This is a genomic window from Flavobacterium denitrificans DSM 15936, from assembly GCF_000425445.1.
GTDB classification, from domain to species: domain Bacteria; phylum Bacteroidota; class Bacteroidia; order Flavobacteriales; family Flavobacteriaceae; genus Flavobacterium; species Flavobacterium denitrificans.
The window spans coordinates 163,577-183,629 of record NZ_AUDL01000011.1 but is presented as its reverse complement, the minus strand read 5'-3'; the positions used below and the strand labels follow the sequence as shown (position 1 = coordinate 183,629).

Here is a 20,053-nt window from a genome sequence, read left to right as displayed (position 1 = left end):
TTGTTGTTTATCGTACAAGATGAACGCTCAATATATTAGTGTAGATGATCAACGTACGCCTCAACAACTTATTGAAAATGTTTTGGTAAATAGTGCTTGCGCAGCCGCTTCCAATTCTACTGGAAAGGGAGACACATTCAGAGCTGGGAAACAGAGTTTTGCATATTTTAACAGCAATGGAAGCAATTTCCCTTTTGCAGAAGGAATCGTTTTGGCATCATCAACCGCGCAAAGTGCAATTGGGCCTTTTGTTAGCGAACTTGTCAGCAATGATAGTCCGAATTGGCTTGGAGACACAGATTTGGATCAAACATTAGGCATTCATTCCATAAATGCAACAGTATTGGAATTTGATTTTGTTGCTTCAGCAAATTCATTGAGTTTCAATTATATTTTTGCTTCAAATGAATATCAGTATGATTATCCATGTCAATATTCTGATGGTTTTGCTTTTTTAATAAAAGAAGTGGGAACAATAAATCCATATGAAAATTTAGCCATTATACCAAAAACTAACACTCCTGTTTCATCTATAAACATTCGTCCTAAAATCAATGCTGGAACAAGGCCGGGTGGAATTACCTACACCGGTTGCGATGCCGCGAATGAAGGTTATTTTAATGGCTTGAACAACAACACTAGTGCTATAAACTATGCCGGTCAAACAAAAGTTATGACTGCCCAAACTAATGTAACTGCAGGAAAAACATACCATGTAAAAATTGTAATTGCAGATGATAGGAATAGAAATCTTGAATCAGCAATTTTTCTTGAAGCAGGTAGTTTTACCTCTAGCATTTCTCTAGGGGAAGACCGAACTATTGCAGGAAACAATCCAGCCTGTTTTGGAGAAAGAGTATATTTAGATCCCAAACTAAGTAATGCCAATTATACATTCAAATGGTACAAAAAAGATAATCCAGCAACAATCCTTAGTACAAACCCTACTTTTGAAGCTACCGATGCTGGTACTTATAGAGTGGAAGCTTCTGTAAATGGTACACTTTGTGTTGCTTCGGGTGAAATAAAAATTGATTATGCTCCTGAAATTCTTTCGACAAATACAACTTTGCTGCAATGTGATGATAATGTTGATGGAATAAGCATTTTCAACTTAAAAAAAGCTGATAATATCATTAAAAATAATGCGTCTGATATTACAAATAATGGCTATTATGAAGCTTTAGCCGATGCTGAATCCGAAACAAACCCTATTGCGAATCCCGAAAAATACTCGAATAAAACTGTCAATCAAACTGTTTTTGGAAGAATTGAAAATAAGTACGGCTGTTTTAAAATTGCTGAAATAAAACTTCAGATTTCAAACAATACAATTACTTCTCAAAACCCAATTGAAACATGTGATGCAGATGGCGTACAAGATGGTCTTTATCAATTTGATCTTAATGCACAAGCTACGCCTCAATTAATAGCAGGTTTGCCAGCTGGCATGGAAGTGCATTATTTTTTAAGTGGCAGCGATGCAGTAACCGAGACAAATGTATTGCCTAATATTTTCAAAAATACAGTTGCGCTCAATCAAACAATTTATGCCCGAATTATAAATGGCGCTGATTGCTACAATATTTCACCAGTTGCGCTTGTTGTAAATACTTTTAATCCGCCAAATTTTGAAGATGAATCAAAATACATTTGTAAAGATGATGATGTTACACTAACAGTCGCAACAGGTTTTAGCAGCTATTTATGGAATCCTGGAAACAGCACTTCAAATTCAATAACCGTTAGTACACCTGGCGATTACTCGGTTACCGTAACAGATGCAAACGGATGTCAGAAAACAAAAAAATTCACTGTAATTTTAACTGAAACGGCTACACTGACTGAGGCTATTGTAAAAGATTTTTCTGCAAATGAAAATTCGGTTTTGATAAAATATACCGGCTCCGGAAATTATGAATTCTCGTTAGATGGAAACTTTTTTCAAGATAGCCCAGAATTTATTGGAGTACAACCGGGTGTTTATTATGCCGTTGCAAGAAACAAAAACGGCTGTGGATTTTCTAACAGATTGTTAGTTTATGTTCTAGATTATCCACGTTTTTTTACTCCTAACGACGATGGATATAATGACTTATGGGCAATTACAAACATTAGCCAAATGCCAAATTATACGATTCGCATTTTTGACCGTTATGGGAAATTTTTAAAACAAATGAACCAAAACAGCACAGGCTGGAATGGCATTTTCAATGGCGAACAACTTCCGTCTGATGATTATTGGTTTACACTTCTTTTTGTTGATGGCAAAAACGTTAAAGGTCATTTTAGTTTGAAAAGATAAGATTTTCTGTTAAAATTCTGTAGAATTTACCTTATATTTACATAAAATCCATTTAAGATGAGCTTATGTAAAACTCTACTAATTCTATTTTTATTTTCTTTCAATATTTATTCACAAAACGATTGCAGTGATGCACTTGCTGTTTGTGGGAACTCTGGATTTAAAGATTTAAGTCTTCAAGGATTTGGAAATATCCAAGAAATCGATTTGAAAACTAGCTGCGATTCATTCGAACATAATAGTTTGTGGCTTAAAATCTCCATAAAGACTTCTGGCACATTTGGTTTTATAATCAAACCCGAAAGCAATGATCTAAATGAAGATTTTGACTTTTTCGTGTTTGGCCCAAATGCAAATTGCGCATCATTAATTTCACCTATTAGATGTTCCACTACAAATCCGAACGCAGCAAAATTGACGACTAATCATACCGGAATGACTGGCGATTATGAAGACTTTTCCGAAGGCCCATCGTTCAAAGGTGACGGCTATATCAGATGGATAGATGCTAATGCAGGTGAATCTTATTTTGTTGTTATAGACAGGCCTATTGGTGTCAGTAATTTTTCCTTGGAATGGATTGGAACTGCGACATTCGACGAAGCTCCAACTATAAGCACATCAGCAACGACAGAATTAGATATTTTAAAATCAGATTATAGTTCTGGCGGCAATTCAACTATAAATTTTGACCTAACCACAAATTCTCCAAAAATTGCAGGAACACAGACCAATGTAAAAATTACGTATCACAATTCGGCAAATGACGCCATCATCAATGCATATCCGATAGAAAATCCAACGGAATATAAAATCACAACAAGTCCAGAAACAATTTTTGCAAGAGTGACTAATTTAGCCACTCAATGTTTTACAACTAGTTCTTTCACTCTAAAAATAAGCGATAAGATAATTATTCCTAAAAATCAGGTTGAAGTTTGCGATGGAAATGATTCAAATCCCCTTGACGGAAAAACCAATATCTATCTGGATCAACTAACAAAATTAATTTTTAGTAATGATGACATTTCATCTCTCGAAATTCATTATTATCCAACTCAAATTGACGCTGAAAACAATACCAATGAACTGGCAACCCCTTTTAGCAATACTACATTATTTGAACAATCTATATTCATAAAGGCTTCACACGCCACACTTAGTGCAGCAATTGGAGAAATCAAAATTATTGTAGTTCCCCCTCCAGTCTTCAATAATAGCACTCTTGCACAATGTGATGTTGGTGAAAACGCAAACGGACACGTATTATTCAACTTAAACGAAGCTAATAGCCTGCTCACTAATAACAATACTGACCTAGAAACTTCTTTTTTTATAAATAATAGTGATGCCGTAAACAACATCAATCCGTTACCTTTTGCCTACACTAATACAAGCAATCCACAAACTTTATTTGTAAGAGTAACTAATTCAAGAACAAAATGCAGCATTGTATCAAACCTTGTTTTAAAAGCGAATATGATTCCAGAAAAAATCTATACACTGAATTCCGTATGTGATGATGATGGAACTGAAGACGGCATACATTTGTTTAATTTAAACGAAGTAGGAATCCCTGTTACTAACAATCAAGAATTAAAATACTATTCGTCTGAAAATGATGCATTATTGGAACAAAATGCTATTAGTGATCCTTCGAAATATAAAAATAGAGTACCCTATACTGATTTTGCTTTTGCACGAATAGAAGAAGGAAATCAATGTTTTGGTATCAGCAAAATAAAACTTGATGTCATTAAATTACCACAACTTGCCGAAAATACTACAACTAATATCTGCGATGATAATGCATCTTATTTTGTAAAACTAAATGCAGGAATCGACGATCTCAGCACATTAGCTGATTATTCTTTTAACTGGGAAAAAGATGGGAACGAAATACCTAATAAAAAAAACCATACACTAGAGGTCAATAGCACAGGAACGTACACAGTGACCGTGACCAATAAAAATAATTGCAACAAAACAAGAACCATCGAGGTAACAGCTTCCAACAAAGCAACAATAGAAAGGTTTGATATTGTTGATTTAAAAATGGATAATTCTAATAAAATTACCATCAATGTTTCCGGAAAAGGAGATTACGAATACAGTCTAGACTATCCAAATAATCCATTTCAGGATTCAAATGTATTTGACAATTTAAAAGCAGGAATTTATGAGGTTTACATAAATGACAAAAAGAACTGCGGCTTGGTAAGCAAAACCGTTGCTGTACTTGGCATACCACAATTCTTTACTCCAAATAATGACGGCTATAATGATTATTGGAACATTCTCGGTGCTAATGCTACCTTTAATTCAAAAACGAAAGTCTATATTTTTGATCGCTATGGAAAATTAATCAAACAAATAATAGCTTCAGGTGATGGTTGGGACGGAACTTTTACTGGCAATCCAATGCCTGCCGACGATTATTGGTACACTTTAAAACTAGAAGATGGCCGAGAAACAAAAGGCCATTTTAGTTTGAAAAGATAACCTTTTAAAATTCCAAATTTTAAAACCCAAAACCAAATATTCCTAAAAAAAGAATCCCAAACTCCAGTACCGAGACTTCGGGAGGAATTTGGGATTTTTTATATTGAGACTTAAAATCAATTAGATTTTATATCTTTTTCTATCAGTTTCACTCAAGTAAATCTTTCTTAAACGAAGAGATTTTGGAGTAACTTCAACGTACTCATCTTTTTGAATGTACTCTAAAGCTTCTTCTAAAGAGAATTTGATAGCCGGAATAATTCTAGCTTTATCATCAGCTCCAGAAGAACGTACGTTAGAAAGTTTTTTCGTTTTAGTAACGTTAACAGTCATATCGTCACTACGAGTATTTTCTCCAATTACTTGTCCTTCGTAGATATCCTCGTTAGGATCAACGAAGAATTTACCACGATCTTGTAATTTATCGATAGAGTAAGGAATTGCTTTTCCATTTTCCATAGAAATTAATGAACCGTTGTTACGTCCAGGAATTTCTCCTTTGTATGGTTCGTATCCGATGAAACGGTGTGCCATAATAGCTTCACCAGCAGTAGCAGTAAGCAATTGATTTCTTAAACCGATAATTCCACGAGATGGAATGTTGAATTTAATAATCATACGCTCTCCTTTACCTTCCATAGAAAGCATTTCACCTTTACGGATCGTTACAAATTCAACCGCTCTACCTGAAAGGTTTTCTGGCAAGTCGATAGTTAATTCCTCAATTGGCTCACATTTAACACCATCAACTTCTTTGATAATAACTTGTGGCTGACCAATTTGCAACTCATACCCTTCTCTTCTCATAGTTTCGATAAGAACTGACAAGTGAAGTACACCACGACCAAAAACCATGAATTTATCAGCAGAATCAGTTTCTCCAACTTTCATCGCTAAGTTTTTCTCCAACTCTTTTGTCAATCTTTCACGGATATGACGAGAAGTAACAAATTTACCTTCTTTACCAAAGAAAGGTGAATCGTTAATTGTAAACAACATAGACATTGTTGGCTCGTCAATAGCAATTGTCTGTAAAGCTTCTGGGTTTTCAAAGTCAGCGATAGTATCACCAATTTCAAAACCTTCAATACCTACAACAGCACAGATATCACCAGCAACAACTTCTTCTACTTTTCTACGGCCTAAACCTTCGAAAGTATGCAATTCTTTAATTCTTGATTTGATAACTTTTCCATCTCTTTTAACCAAAGAAATTGGAGAACCTTCTTTCAAAGTACCTCTTTCAAGACGACCAATAGCGATACGACCTGTGAAAGAAGAGAAATCTAAAGAAGTAATCAACATTTGTGGAGTTCCTTCAGCAACTTTTGGAGCAGGAACATTTTTGATAACCATATCTAATAATGGCTCAATGTTTTGTGTTTGAACTTTCCAATCATCAGACATCCAGTTGTTTTTAGCTGAACCGTAAACAGTTGGAAAATCCAATTGCTCTTCAGTAGCACCCAATTCAAACATTAAGTCAAAAACTTTTTCGTGAACTTCTTCAGGAGTACAGTTTTCTTTATCAACTTTGTTGATAACTACACACGGTTTCAAACCTAAATCAATAGCTTTTTGTAGTACGAAACGCGTTTGTGGCATTGGCCCTTCAAAAGCATCCACTAACAAACATACACCATCGGCCATGTTCAATACACGTTCAACTTCACCTCCAAAATCCGCGTGGCCTGGAGTGTCAATAATATTGATTTTTGTTCCTTTATATTGAACTGATACGTTTTTAGAAGTAATAGTAATACCTCTCTCACGCTCTAAATCGTTATTATCAAGAATTAAATCACCTGTATTTTCGTTTTCACGAAATAATTGACAGTGATACATAATTTTATCAACCAAAGTGGTTTTACCGTGATCGACGTGGGCAATAATTGCAATGTTTCTAATAGATTCCATCTGTGATTTTTAATGGCTGCAAAGGTACACTTTATTTTCTAAAAAAAAACGTTTCTATCATAGTTTGCGTATATACAATCAATTAGTTAATACAAAACATCTAAATATAGACCTTAAATTGAACTTTACTTATTGTTTAATTATAGTTAATTTAACTATATTTGAAGTAATGAAAAGTAAAACTCTCCAAATTACTCTAGTTTACATTCTAGTATCATTATTTATGGCAATACTCTGTCATAAAATACTTACCACTTATTTTTCGGACGTTAAATATTTTTATCTTTTTTTCTTAAAAGACATTTTTTTCATTTTAACTACTGCATTGTTTTTCAAATACATAGTTTCAAAAAACGAAAAAAGAAATGTAACTGTTTTTAAAAAATTAAAAAAAACTAACGAAGAAATAAAAGAGTCAAACGAAAAATACGACATTGTAGCAAAAGCAACAAGCGACACAATTTGGGACTGGAAAATTCAAGAAGACAGCATAAATTGGAACAAAGGCATTGAAGGGATTTTTGGCTACAACCCAGAAGAAGTTGGCAAAACTTCGAAATGGTGGTTTGATAAAATTCATCCCGAAGACAGCATCCGAATGTCTATAAAATTATATTCTTTTATTGAACAAAAAACCGAAAAATGGCAAGATCAATACCGTTTTAGATGCGCCGACGGTAGTTATAAATATGTTTTGGACCGAGGTTTTTTATTGAAAGATGAAAACGGAAGAGCCACCAGAATGATTGGAGCTATTCAAGATATAACAAAACAAAAAGAAGAAGAACAACGACTTAAACTTCTGGAAACCGTAATCACACAATCTAAAGATTCAATCTTAATTACTGAAGCAAATTCACAAGCTCGAAAAATTCCAAAAATTGTTTACGTTAACCCTGCTTTTTCGCAAATGTCCGGCTATCTATCGAATGAAATCGTAGGCAAATCTCCAAACATCTTTAAAGGGCCAAAATCAGATTCTGAAGAATTGAAAAAACTGTTGCGAGCAATCAAAAATGAAGAAGAATGCTTGATCGAAACCATTAGTTATACCAAGCAAAAAGAAGAATATTGGGTTCGCTTTTCAATGATTCCAATTTTCAACAATGAAGGATCGATCTCTCACTGGATTTCAATCCAACGAGATATTACCGAAGAGAAAAAGCTCGAAACCGAAAAAGAACACCTTATCCGTGAACTAACACAAAACAATAAAGACTTAAAGCAATTTTCATACATCACCTCGCACAACTTAAGAGCTCCGTTATCTAATTTAATTGGACTGCTGAATCTTATAGAAGATATTCCAATCGAAAATCCAGAACTCGAAGAAATATTAGCGGGATTTACCAAATCGACTCATTTATTAAATGAAACAATTAATGATTTAGTAAAAGTCATAATCATCAAAGACAATCCTTCGATGCAAAAAGAAGAGGTTTCTTTAAAAGAAGTCTTTGAAAATGTTTTCAGTCAATTATCTTTTCAAATAGAACTGCACAAACCAATTATAAAGCTTAAATTTGACCGTGTCCCCTTATTGAACACAAACAAAGCATACATTGAAAGCATTTTGCTTAATTTGCTCACCAATTCTATAAAATACAAATCAGAAAACAGGAAACTAAAAATATCCATTATTGCCGAACAAATAGACAATAAAGCGATATTGACATTTAAGGACAACGGAATTGGGATTGATTTAGAAAGAAACCGGGACAAGGTTTTTGGTCTTTATCAAAGGTTTCATAATTATCCAGACAGCAAAGGACTTGGCTTATACCTTGTAAAGTCGCAAGTAGAAACAATGGGTGGCACAATTAGCATTGAAAGCGAAGTCAATAAAGGGACGACCTTTACGATAACATTTAAAAACTAAAATCATGCTCGAGCAAATTTTATGCATTGACGACGACCCAATCACGTTGATGCTATGCAAAAAAGTAATTTCAAAGTCACAAATTTGTCATGAAATTATCACAGCTCAAAATGGCGAAGAAGCCCTTCATCAATTCAATACTTTAAAATACACCAACAAAAACAAGGACAGCAAAAAACCAGAACTTATTTTTCTAGATTTAAACATGCCTGTTATGGGAGGCTGGGAGTTTTTAGACCATTTCACCTCTTCGGATTATGCAGAATTCAACACAGCAAATGTCATTGTACTATCCTCAACAATTGACCCCGAAGATTTAGCCAAAGCGAAAAAGTATCCAATAATAATAGATTTTCTCTCAAAACCAATTACATTACCGATGCTGGAATATCTCAAAAAGAAAATAGACCTTTAAGAAGTACTATATTAAAAATCCAAATTCCAATTTAAAAATGGAATTTGGATTTTTTTTTTCAAAACGAATTTGATTATTCGACTTCGCTTAGAAGGACAATTGGAATTTGAGATTTGTTATAAACAAAAAAAGTCCTCTTTTAGAGGACTTTTCAATATCTAAATAAATTGTTTTATTTACAATTTAGCAACATGTTTCGTTAATTTAGACTTCAAGTTAGAAGCTTTATTATCGTGAATGATATTCTTTTTAGCTAATTTATCAATCATAGAGATTACAGTTGATAATTTTGCAGCAGCATCAGATTTATCAGTAGCTAATCTTAATGCTTTGATAGCATTACGAGTAGTTTTATGTTGGTATCTGTTAAGAACTCTTCTTTTTTCGTTGCTTCTGATTCTTTTTAAAGCTGACTTATGATTTGCCATTTCTTTTTAATTTTAGATGTAATAATTATTATAAATACTAGTTAAAAAAGAAAAACCTCCCACAATTGCAAAACAATCACTTTGGTTTTAACTAATAAAACAAAAACCGAGACACCAATTTTTGTTTTACAAAACTTATTTACAACTAATTTTGTAGTCCGTAGGGGAATCGAACCCCTGTTACCAGGATGAAAACCTGGCGTCCTAACCCCTAGACGAACGGACCATAATTCTCCTAAGTTTGGAAACTTTTCAATATGTAATATAACTTGTAGTCCGTGGGGGAATCGAACCCCCCTTACCAGGATGAAAACCTGGCGTCCTAACCGATAGACGAACGGACCGTGCTTCTGTATTGCGGATGCAAAGATACATCTATTTTTTATTTGCGCAACACCTGAGGCAAAAAAATATATTTTTTTTTAATATGCCTTCGCAAAAAGCACTCTTTTAGAAGATGGATTACCAGTAAACACACAGGTTCCCGCCTCTTCAACAGCATCCAAAGGAATACAACGAATGGTCGCTTTTGTCAATTCTTTTATCTTTTCTTCTGTCTCTGCAGTTCCATCCCAGTGAGCAGATAAGAAACCACCTTTTCCTTCTAAAACCTCCTTAAATTCCTCAAAATTATTCACTTCTGTAACATGTGCATTACGATAGTCTAATGCTTTTGCGAACAAGTCGTTTTGAATCTGCTCTAATAAATCATTTACATAATCAACGATTTTTTCGCTAGCAACAACCACTTTTGATAAATTATCACGTCTTGCCACCTCAAAAGTTCCATTTTCTAAATCTTTTGGACCAACAGCAATTCGAACAGGAACTCCTTTTAATTCCCATTCAGCAAATTTGAATCCTGGTTTTTGCGTCGTTCTGTCATCATACTTAACTGAAATCTTCAATTTTCTCAATTTTGCAGTCAATTCATTAACAGCAATAGTAATTTGACCTAATTGCTCATCTGTTTTATGAATTGGAACGATTACAACTTGAATAGGTGCTAAGTTTGGAGGCAACACCAATCCTTGGTCATCAGAATGCGTCATAATCAAAGCTCCCATCAAACGAGTAGAAACCCCCCAAGAAGTTCCCCAAACGTGTTCTTGTTTCCCTTCTGCATTAGCAAACTTCACATCAAATGCCTTTGCAAAGTTCTGCCCCAAAAAGTGAGAAGTTCCTGCCTGCAGTGCTTTTCCATCTTGCATTAAAGCTTCAATACAATATGTTTCATCAGCTCCTGCAAAACGCTCTGTTTCTGTTTTCAAGCCTTTCACAACCGGAATAGCCATGAAGCTCTCAGCAAAATCAGCATAAACGTTCATCATTTTTTCAGATTCCTCAATAGCTTCTGCTTTTGTAGCGTGAGCTGTATGCCCTTCTTGCCATAAAAACTCAGCAGTTCTCAAAAACAAACGCGTACGCATTTCCCAACGCACCACATTTGCCCATTGATTAATCAACAATGGCAAATCTCTATAAGATTGCACCCATCCTTTATATGTAGACCAAATAATCGCCTCACTTGTTGGACGAACAATAAGCTCTTCCTCAAGCTTTGCATTTGGATCAACCATCAATTTACCCGGCCTGCTTTCGTCATTTTTCAGTCTATAATGCGTCACAACAGCGCATTCTTTTGCAAATCCTTCTGCATTTGTCTCTTCAGCTTCAAACATGCTTTTTGGCACGAATAACGGAAAGTAAGCATTTTGATGTCCTGTTTCTTTAAACATTCTATCTAACTCAGCCTGCATTTTCTCCCAAATAGCATACCCGTATGGCTTAATTACCATACATCCTCTAACCCCTGAATTTTCAGCTAGATCTGCTTTCACAACCAGTTCATTATACCATTTTGAATAATCTTCTGATCTTGTAGTAAGGTTCTTACTCATATTATATAGTTTGGCACAAATTTTGTTTTAATAATTTTAACTAAATAGTTTGACAAAACTAACTATTTTTGTAATGTGCAACAATAAAAAACTCCACAGATATGAAAACTTCTACTTATCTCCGCCAAAACTCAAGTTACTTTTACTTAATTGGATTACTGAGTTTTCTGCTTGCATCGTGTGGTTCTTACCAAAACACATCTTATTATGACAATGATGGAGTTTATGGAAAACCAACAAACACGTATGCACAAACAAATACCACAAGCACTAATAACCAATATAAAGATTACTTCAAATCGCTTCAAGATGCCGATCAGCCTACCGAAATTTTTACAGATGTAGACAATTACGGTAATTATGCTATAAACGACAGTACACAAACAGCAACTGTAGCTTACCCAGCTTGGGGAAGCGCCAGTACAGAGACTTCTGTAGTTGTTTACAATGACCCATCATGGTACTGGGGAATCGGATTTGGATGGGGATACCCTTATTATGGATACGGATGGGGATACCCTTGGTACGGTTGGGGTTATTACCCAGGTTGGGGATATCCTGGTTGGGGATATCCAGGATGTGGATACGGATACTATGCTAATTACAACTACAGCTACGGAAGAAGAGGATCTGCAGCCTATTACGGCTCCAGAGGCTATGCATCAAGAAGCTCTTCTTATGCGGGAAGAAATTACGTGGGAAGAGAATATGCGGGAAGAAGTTATTCAGGAAGCAATTTATCATCTAGAAGTTACGCCGGACGAAGCAGTAACTACAGCACTAACGGCAGAAGCTATTCTGATTTCAGAAGAAGCTCTTCTGTAAATGGAAGAACATATTCAAGTCCATCTTTTACAGATAGAAGAAGCACAACTCAAGGCCGTAGCAGTGGCTATGACTACTCTAATAGATCAAGTGCTGGAGCAACCAACAGAAGCTACACTCCTAACAGCAGTTCTTCTAGAACATACTCTCCTAGCCCATCGCGTTCTTCAAACAGCAGTGGAGCAAGCATGAGAAGCGGTGGCGGAGGAAGCTACGGCGGCGGAGGAGGAGGAAGATCCTACGGTGGCGGTGGCGGCGGCGGAAGAAGATAAAGCTTCTTTCGCAAATCATTTCAATCACTTTAAAAACCTAACCCGATGAAAAAAATACTCTTCCTTTTTATAACAGGACTATCTTTTAGCGCCTTACATTCACAAGAAGTATCTGACGCTATTCGATATGCTCAAGAAAATTTAACCGGAACTGCGAGATACAGAGCCATGAGCGGTGCCTTTGGAGCTGTTGGAGGTGATATATCAGCATTGCAAGTCAATCCTGCCGGATCTGCTGTATTCAACAACAATCAAATGGGAATAAGTTTCAGCAATTTAACCAAGAAAAACAACTCCAATTACTTCGGAACTGAAACCAGCGACAAAGACAACTCATTTATATTAAATCAAGCCGGTGGTGTTTTTGTTTTTCATGATCGTAATCCAAATAATAATTGGAAAAAAATTGCCATCGGGGCAACTTATGAAAACACAAATAATTTCGACAACGACATATTTTCTGCTGGTACAAATCCTAGAAATTCAATTGATCAGTACTTCTTGACTTATGCAAACGGAATTCCGCTAAGTGTAATCACAGGAGTTCCTTATCGAGATATGTATTATGATGAACAACAAGCCTATTTTGGATATCAAGGATACATAATAAACCCTGTCAATGCAAACGACAACAATAATACACAATATGTTTCTGCCGTTCCTGCTGGAGGAAATTACTATCAAGAAAACGAAATTTACACAAGTGGATACAACAGCAAATTGACTTTCAATATTGCTACTTCATACAAAGATAAAATTTATTTTGGGGCCAACTTAAATCTCCACATTACAGATTACAGAAGATCAAGCAGTTTTTACGAAGACAACAGCAATCCTTTAGAAGCGCGCGAAACAATATCGAGTTTGCGCTTCAACAATGACTTATACACTTACGGAAACGGGTTTTCGTTCCAATTAGGTGCTATAGCCAAAGTTACTGACGGCTTAAGACTTGGTGTCGCTTACGAATCAAATACTTGGTATGATTTATACGATGAAGTCGCACAAAGCTTATCAACAACAAGACAAGCAGCAGGCGGCGACGAAATTCGTGAGTCAATCAACCCAAATATAATCAACGTTTACGAAAGATATACTTTGCAGACACCTGACAAATTCACTTTCAGCGGTGCTTATGTTTTCGGAAAGTCTGGCTTAATTAGCGTCGACTATTCAATTAAAAATTACGGAAACACAAAATACAAACCAACAAGCGATCCCGGTTTCAGAGGATTAAATGCAGACATGAGCAATCAGCTAACATCAAATGGAGAATTGCGAATTGGAGCCGAATACAAAATTCAAAGATTAAGCCTTCGTGGAGGTTATAGATTTGAAGGAAGCCCTTATAAAGATGGAAGAACTATTGGTGACGCAAACAGCTATTCAGGAGGTTTGGGCTATAGCTTTGGAGCAACTAAGTTAGATTTAGCTTATTCTTATTTAGAAAGAAAATCAAACCAAGGTTTTTTTGCAACAGGCTTTACCGACGGAGCTAACATAACTTCAAAATTGAACAATGTTACTTTTACATTATTATTTGAATTGTAATTAAAAATCAAAATAGATGATTGAAGATTTCCGTCGAGTGTTTTCTTGACGGATTTTTTTTTACTAAAGCACAAAAGATATAGTGAACAACGGGATTCGCTTCATAAAAAACATCTAAATGAAACCGAAACAAGCGGTGTTTGAATAAAAAAGTGTAATTTTGCACTCCAATTTATAAAAGTATGAGAACCAAGTCTTTAAAAAAGAACAAAATTAACGTAATCACTCTTGGGTGTTCAAAAAATGTTTATGACAGCGAAGTCCTTATGGGACAACTGCGTGCAAATGGAAAAGAAGTTGAACACGAGGCTCCTGCAGAAAAAGAAGGAAACATAATTGTAATTAACACTTGCGGTTTTATTGACAATGCAAAAGCGGAATCTGTTAATATGATTTTAGAATATGCCGACAAAAAAGACAAAGGTTTAGTTGATAAAGTTTTCGTAACCGGATGTTTATCTGAGCGTTACAGGCCAGACTTAGAAAAAGAAATTCCAAATGTTGATCAATACTTTGGAACAACTGAATTGCCACAATTATTAAAAGCTTTAGGAGCCGACTATAAACATGAATTATTAGGAGAGCGCTTAACAACAACTCCAAAAAATTATGCTTATTTAAAAATCGCCGAAGGCTGTGACAGACCTTGCAGCTTCTGTGCAATTCCGCTTATGCGTGGATCACACGTTTCTCAACCAATTGAAAAATTGGTAAAAGAAGCCGAAGGCCTAGCAAAAAATGGCGTTAAGGAATTAATTTTGATTGCTCAAGACTTAACTTATTACGGTCTTGACCTTTACAAAAAGAGAAATCTTGGCGAACTTTTAGAAGCGTTAGCTAAAGTAGAAGGAATCGAATGGATCCGTTTACACTACGCTTTTCCTACTGGCTTTCCAATGGATGTTTTGGAGATCATGAAACGTGAGCCAAAAATCTGTAATTATATAGACATTCCATTGCAACACATTTCTGATTCCATTCTGAAATCGATGCGTCGTGGCACAACACAAGCCAAAACAACCCAATTATTAAAAGATTTCCGTGCTTCGGTTCCGGGAATGGCAATCAGAACTACTTTAATTGTTGGATATCCAGGCGAAACACAGGAAGATTTTGAAATTTTAAAAGATTTTGTTCAGGAAATGAAATTTGACAGAATGGGATGTTTTGCTTATTCGCATGAAGAAAACACACATGCTTATTTACTAGAGGATGATGTTCCAGATGATGTAAAACAAGCCAGAGCAAATGAAATAATGGAACTACAATCTCAAATTTCTTGGGATTTAAATCAAGAAAAAGTTGGGCAAGTCTATAAATGCATTATCGACAGAAAAGAAGGTGCACATTTTGTTGGCCGTACTGAGTTTGACAGCCCAGATGTTGACAATGAAGTTTTGATCGATGCATCTAAACATTATGTAAAAACAGGAGAATTTGTTAATATCAAGATAATTGAAGCAACAGAATTTGATTTATACGGAGAACCTGCTTAAATTTACGCTAAACTATTATCAATTTAGATAAAAACTATTATGAAACCTACGAACACATTTTTTCTATTGATTTTCACTTTATGCTGTTTCAATTTAGCATCTGCACAATATGGAGGCTACAATGGTTACAATAATGGTTATGGTGGAGGTTATGGCCGTGGTGGCGGAATGGGTATGGACAGAAGCATGATGGCCACTCCACCAAGCACACCAAGCAAACCAAAAGAAATTCCTGCCGAGGAAACTGCAGCTAAAATCGTTGAACAAATGAAACCAGAGCTAAAACTTGATGACCTTCAAGTGATAGCGATAACAAACGCGTTAGCCGACAGCATGAAAGAACAAGGAATTCTTTTAAAAAATGAAAGCAGTAGCCAAGATCAAAAAATTGAACAGATCAATGCATTAAGAGAAAGCACTACTAAAAAAATAAATGCTTTTTTGAATCCTGATCAAATAGAAAAATACAAGGAATTCACGGCAAATTTCAAAGGAGTTCAAAAAGAAAAATCAAAAAAGAAAAAGGACTCTAAAGATCATAAAGAACCAACCGAAGAAGAAAAAACAAAAAAAGCTGAAGAATAATATTTAAAAAAAACTTCATCTCAAAATGTAAATGACCATGATAAAGAAACATTTGTGTTATTTGATTTTAGCAATTATAATAACTTCTTGCTCAACAAATCCTTATAAAACAACTGAAAAGGTATATGATCAGCAGCTTAAAAATTTAGAAAATCAAATTACAAGCAAAGATCCGCAACCAATTCCGGCTGTGAGCCCTGTAATAATTGACACTACTTATGCGCAACAACTGGGCATCATAAAAGACACTTTGTCTAAAACAGGATCGACTTATTTAGTAAACGGAATTACAACGGAATGGGTTGGAACTGTGAATTTCAATTTGAGAAAACCAAGCTTTATCATCATTCACCATACAGCTCAAGATTCTCTGAAACAAACTATAAGCACGTTTACCAAAACAAAAACACAGGTTAGCGCACATTATATTATTTCAGAAAACGGAAAAGTAGTTCAAATGCTTAATGATTATTTAAGAGCATGGCACGCAGGAGCATCTACTTGGGGAAAAAACACTGACATCAATTCAAGCTCTATCGGGATTGAACTAGACAACAACGGATTTAAACCTTTCACAGAAAGCCAAATCAGCAGTCTTGTTGCTCTTTTAACAAAATTAAAAAAAGATTACAATATTCCGACGCAAAACATTTTAGGTCACTCTGATATAGCTCCGGGAAGAAAACAAGACCCAAGTGCTTTATTCCCGTGGAAAACATTAGCTGAAAAAGGTTTCGGGATTTGGCCAGATGAAGTTTTGGAAGAAGCTCCATTTGATTTTAAAATCGAACCAGCACTAAGAATAATTGGTTACAACACAAAAAATCTATCGGCAGCCATTATGGCTTTCAAATTACATTATATTCAAACTGATGTAACGGCGACATTAGATCGAAAAACAATAGACACTATTTACTCGATTTACAAAAAGCAAATTCAATAGTAGTTTCCGCAAAAAAATACAAAGAGGCTCTCTAGCCTCTTTTTTTATTTTCCAAATCTTGCTGTCAATAGCACACAAATTACGCATCCTAAAGAGATTACCACTGTTTTTTCAACTGTGTAAATTTGTTCAATCCGCGCATCTGCTTGTCTTTTTAAGATCTTTATTCTGAAAGACTCTGTTACAATGAAAAAACTTGCAACAGTGTGGGACAGTACGTCTATACAGTACGCAAACAACATCTAAAAATAGGCTGATTAAGCACTGCAAAAATTCACGTCACACATTTTTCCATAACACATTTTACACTTGAGAAAATAAAAAAGCTGCCAAAACATTAGCATGTTCCGACAGCTCCAAAAAAAAAAAAAAAAAATATCAATCTTTATCTCTAGAAAGAGTATGTTGTAGCAATTAAACCGAAGAACGATCCTCCCGTTGGAGCAGCATCTTTATCCAAAAAGATATCCTCAGATGCAGCATCGTATCGTAACTCAGGAATTATAGTAAGTTTTCCAACTTTATAGTTCAAAGAAACTGTGTTTGCGAATACGTTTGAACCTGTTAAAGTCCCTAAACTTGGCGCAGCATCTTTAGCATCAAAATATTCCATTCTGTACGCTAGCAATAATGATGGCGAGAATGAATAATTTGCATATCCTACTAATGAGAACCATTCTCCATCATCAGCACTTATAAAATCATTTTTAGTCTTAGCATAAGTTGCATTAAATCCAAGAGCAAAACTATCGCTTATTGTTTTTGAAGCAACCAAGTCAAATTGCGTTTTATTTTCATCTGAAGATGGATTTGAACTTCCTGATGTGAAGTTCAAATAAGCACTTCCTGTCTCGCCAATATATCCAACTTGCCCGATATATGTTTTTTGAGACGAACCCGCATCCATTGCTGATTTAAAATCTGTCGGGTTAGTAATACCAAACATTGCTGTAAACTTCCCTGAAGTATATTGCGCTTTTAAACCTGTATTAAAAAACGGCCCATAAGAAAAGGCATATGACATACTGTAGTTTTTATTATCCACAGCATCTAACACCTCATATCCTATATGAGTACCGAAGCTACCCGCAACAAACTTGAATTTTTCGGTAACTTGGTAAGTAAAAAATAATTGTTTAATTAAAAATTTTGCAGTTATATCCTTATCTGTTGTTTCATTGTATGAAAATTCGCCTGCTCTTTTTCCGAATCCTAAATCTACAAATACAGAGGCTTTTCCGAAGGTGTGTCCAGCTTCGATAGATGCCATTCCTAATTCAAATGAATCCTGAGAGTTGGTAAAGCTCGTTAATCCATTCATTTGTTTAGAAAAATCGTATTTATAGTATGCATCTGCTGATCCGCCCCATGTTGTAGCTGGAGAAACTGGAGTTTCTGTATCATCTTGGGCAAAAGCAAAAGAACTCGTTAACATCGCGGCAAAAATGTGTAATACTTTTTTCATGTTTTAATTGGTTTTTGGTTATTAATTGATTCTGGTTAGTTAATCTTTATATAGCTGTAATTAATAGTATATGTCATTCCAAAAAGTCCCTCATCTTCCGCTAAAATCCCCTTCGTTTTCATTAGCGAATTTATTAACTTTTGCATGAGTAGAACAATCGAAAAGTACTTTTTTGATGTTTTACAAGCAGAATTATGGATTACAAAAATTAAGACACCAATAATCGTTATTTGGCATTTATACGGATTCATTTTTGAAAATTCAACAATGCATTTTCATCTTTAAAACAACAAAAAACAGGGTTTAAACAAAAACCAACCATAAATTTAGTAGTAAAACAGCAAAAAATACAAGCAAAAACATTAACACCCCCTGAAATTTTAGGGGTACTGATTTAAAAATAAAAAATAAAGTAAATAATATCCGAATTTAAATTTTCAAAAAAAACACTTTTATACAAAAATAAAATTCCTACAAAAACACCCCTACAAAACAACTCCACGTTCTTGACTTGTACAAATCAATATTTGGTAAAAAAACAAAAAAGCCTGTCCAAAAAATGGACAGGCTTACAACTGAAATAGAACAATTACATTATTCCTGTTTATTATATTTTCTTAAAAACTCCTTAACCTTGATTCCCGATTCTTTTAAATCCTCATCTTTCCATTTCCCTTCAGATTTTGCAGTTTTCTTGAGAATAGAACACGTTTCCTCTTTATCAGAGACAGACCAAGTTATCCAGCTTAGCTTATTCGCTTCCATCCAATCAATGTATTCTTGCCAAGCTTTCATATTTAAGGGGCCATCCCCAGAAGCTTCCATTCCAGCAGATTCAGAAATAAAAACCGGCAATCCCTTCTTTATTGCAGCGTCCGTTCTATCTCGTAATTCTTTCCCGTGAGTTGCGGCATAAAAATGCATAGTGTACATTATATTAGAATATCCTATAATGGGATCTTCGGCAGGAAGGTTGACATCTTGATCCCAATGCGGACAACCGACCAAAATGACATTATTAGGATCATTTTCTCTAATTACTCGAATAATTTCTTCAGCATAAGCTTTAACCTCCCACCAAGTTTCATAATCTGGCTCATTAAATACCTCATATATTATATTAGGATACTTTGCATATTTTTTTGACATCTCAGCAAAAAAAGCCGAAGCTTCTTTCAGATTAATATTATGACTGTGCCAATCGATAACTACATAAATATCTGATTTTACAGCACCATTTACAACGGCCTCAATCTTTTCTTTAGCAAACTGCGGATCTTTCAAATACGACATTTCTCCTAACTCAATACCCGTTGCGGCGCGAACCACATTGCAATTAAAATCTTTTTTCAGCCAGCTAACTGCTTTTTCATTGTAAAATCTCGGCCACATGCTGTGCCAGCCAAAACTCAAACCTCGCAACACAACAGGTTCATTATTCTGATCCACCAACTGAGTCCCCTCCACACTTAATTGACCGTGTTTTTTCACAAACTGAGCTTGCAAATTGTACGTAATTATCAATAAAACAAGAGTAAAAAGATGAGCTTCTGATTTCATAAATTTTAA

14 protein-coding genes and 2 tRNA genes are annotated in these 20,053 nt (G+C 35.0%); 9 read left to right on the top strand and 7 right to left on the bottom strand.

Annotated elements, in window-relative coordinates:
• The first annotated feature begins 19 nt into the window (after window positions 1-19).
• On the top strand, window positions 20-2,305 hold the full coding sequence (locus H600_RS0106800) for a choice-of-anchor L domain-containing protein (RefSeq protein WP_245176545.1): 2,286 nt from the start codon (window positions 20-22) through the stop codon (window positions 2,303-2,305).
• A gap of 57 nt (window positions 2,306-2,362) precedes the next feature.
• The gene (locus H600_RS0106795; RefSeq protein WP_026728072.1) at window positions 2,363-4,807 is read left to right on the top strand and encodes a T9SS type B sorting domain-containing protein; all 2,445 of its coding nucleotides are present in this window, start codon (window positions 2,363-2,365) and stop codon (window positions 4,805-4,807) included.
• A gap of 120 nt (window positions 4,808-4,927) precedes the next feature.
• Here the strand turns inward: H600_RS0106795 and typA are convergent, their stop codons facing one another.
• The gene (typA, locus tag H600_RS0106790; RefSeq protein WP_026728071.1) at window positions 4,928-6,724 is read right to left on the bottom strand and encodes a translational GTPase TypA; all 1,797 of its coding nucleotides are present in this window, start codon (window positions 6,722-6,724) and stop codon (window positions 4,928-4,930) included.
• 169 nt (window positions 6,725-6,893) lie between these two features.
• Between typA and H600_RS0106785 the strand changes: the two genes are divergently transcribed.
• Both H600_RS0106785 and H600_RS0106780 read left to right on the top strand, forming a co-directional pair.
• Window positions 6,894-8,603 carry a PAS domain-containing sensor histidine kinase gene (locus tag H600_RS0106785; RefSeq protein ID WP_026728070.1) on the top strand — a complete coding sequence of 570 codons (1,710 nt, stop codon included), beginning with the start codon at window positions 6,894-6,896 and terminating at the stop codon, window positions 8,601-8,603.
• Window positions 8,604-8,607: 4 nt separating this feature from the next.
• Complete coding sequence (locus tag H600_RS0106780; RefSeq protein WP_026728069.1) at window positions 8,608-9,018, top strand: response regulator; 411 nt, start codon at window positions 8,608-8,610, stop codon at window positions 9,016-9,018.
• Window positions 9,019-9,194: 176 nt separating this feature from the next.
• Here H600_RS0106780 and rpsT read toward each other — a convergent pair whose 3' ends face one another.
• The 4 genes from rpsT to proS all read right to left on the bottom strand — a co-directional run bounded on the left by rpsT (window position 9,195) and on the right by proS (window position 11,347).
• Window positions 9,195-9,446 carry a 30S ribosomal protein S20 gene (rpsT, locus tag H600_RS0106775; protein ID WP_012026903.1) on the bottom strand — a complete coding sequence of 84 codons (252 nt, stop codon included), beginning with the start codon at window positions 9,444-9,446 and terminating at the stop codon, window positions 9,195-9,197.
• A gap of 154 nt (window positions 9,447-9,600) precedes the next feature.
• Window positions 9,601-9,672 (bottom strand) — tRNA-Glu (locus H600_RS0106770).
• A 46-nt stretch (window positions 9,673-9,718) separates the two neighbouring features.
• Window positions 9,719-9,790, bottom strand: a tRNA-Glu gene (locus tag H600_RS0106765).
• A gap of 78 nt (window positions 9,791-9,868) precedes the next feature.
• Window positions 9,869-11,347 carry a proline--tRNA ligase gene (gene proS / locus H600_RS0106760; protein WP_026728068.1) on the bottom strand — a complete coding sequence of 493 codons (1,479 nt, stop codon included), beginning with the start codon at window positions 11,345-11,347 and terminating at the stop codon, window positions 9,869-9,871.
• Between the two features lie 101 nt (window positions 11,348-11,448).
• Between proS and H600_RS0106755 the strand changes: the two genes are divergently transcribed.
• The 5 genes from H600_RS0106755 (at window position 11,449) to H600_RS0106735 (ending at window position 17,019) form a co-directional block, all read left to right on the top strand.
• Window positions 11,449-12,444: a hypothetical protein gene (locus H600_RS0106755; protein ID WP_026728067.1), complete on the top strand. Its 996-nt coding sequence runs from the start codon at window positions 11,449-11,451 to the stop codon at window positions 12,442-12,444.
• Window positions 12,445-12,489: 45 nt separating this feature from the next.
• Window positions 12,490-13,995: an OmpP1/FadL family transporter gene (locus H600_RS0106750; RefSeq protein WP_026728066.1), complete on the top strand. Its 1,506-nt coding sequence runs from the start codon at window positions 12,490-12,492 to the stop codon at window positions 13,993-13,995.
• Between the two features lie 182 nt (window positions 13,996-14,177).
• Complete coding sequence (gene rimO / locus H600_RS0106745) at window positions 14,178-15,491, top strand: 30S ribosomal protein S12 methylthiotransferase RimO (RefSeq protein WP_026728065.1); 1,314 nt, start codon at window positions 14,178-14,180, stop codon at window positions 15,489-15,491.
• A gap of 39 nt (window positions 15,492-15,530) precedes the next feature.
• Window positions 15,531-16,076 (top strand): hypothetical protein, encoded by a 546-nt coding sequence (locus H600_RS0106740; RefSeq protein ID WP_026728064.1) that lies wholly within the window; start codon window positions 15,531-15,533, stop codon window positions 16,074-16,076.
• A gap of 37 nt (window positions 16,077-16,113) precedes the next feature.
• Window positions 16,114-17,019 (top strand): N-acetylmuramoyl-L-alanine amidase, encoded by a 906-nt coding sequence (locus H600_RS0106735; RefSeq protein ID WP_026728063.1) that lies wholly within the window; start codon window positions 16,114-16,116, stop codon window positions 17,017-17,019.
• A gap of 391 nt (window positions 17,020-17,410) precedes the next feature.
• Here the strand turns inward: H600_RS0106735 and H600_RS0106725 are convergent, their stop codons facing one another.
• Complete coding sequence (locus H600_RS0106725) at window positions 17,411-18,484, bottom strand: outer membrane beta-barrel protein (RefSeq protein ID WP_026728061.1); 1,074 nt, start codon at window positions 18,482-18,484, stop codon at window positions 17,411-17,413.
• Window positions 18,485-19,078: 594 nt separating this feature from the next.
• Entirely contained in the window at window positions 19,079-20,044 is a 966-nt protein-coding gene (locus H600_RS0106710) for a glycoside hydrolase family 5 protein (protein ID WP_026728060.1), read from the bottom strand.
• Window positions 20,045-20,053: the final 9 nt, after the last annotated feature.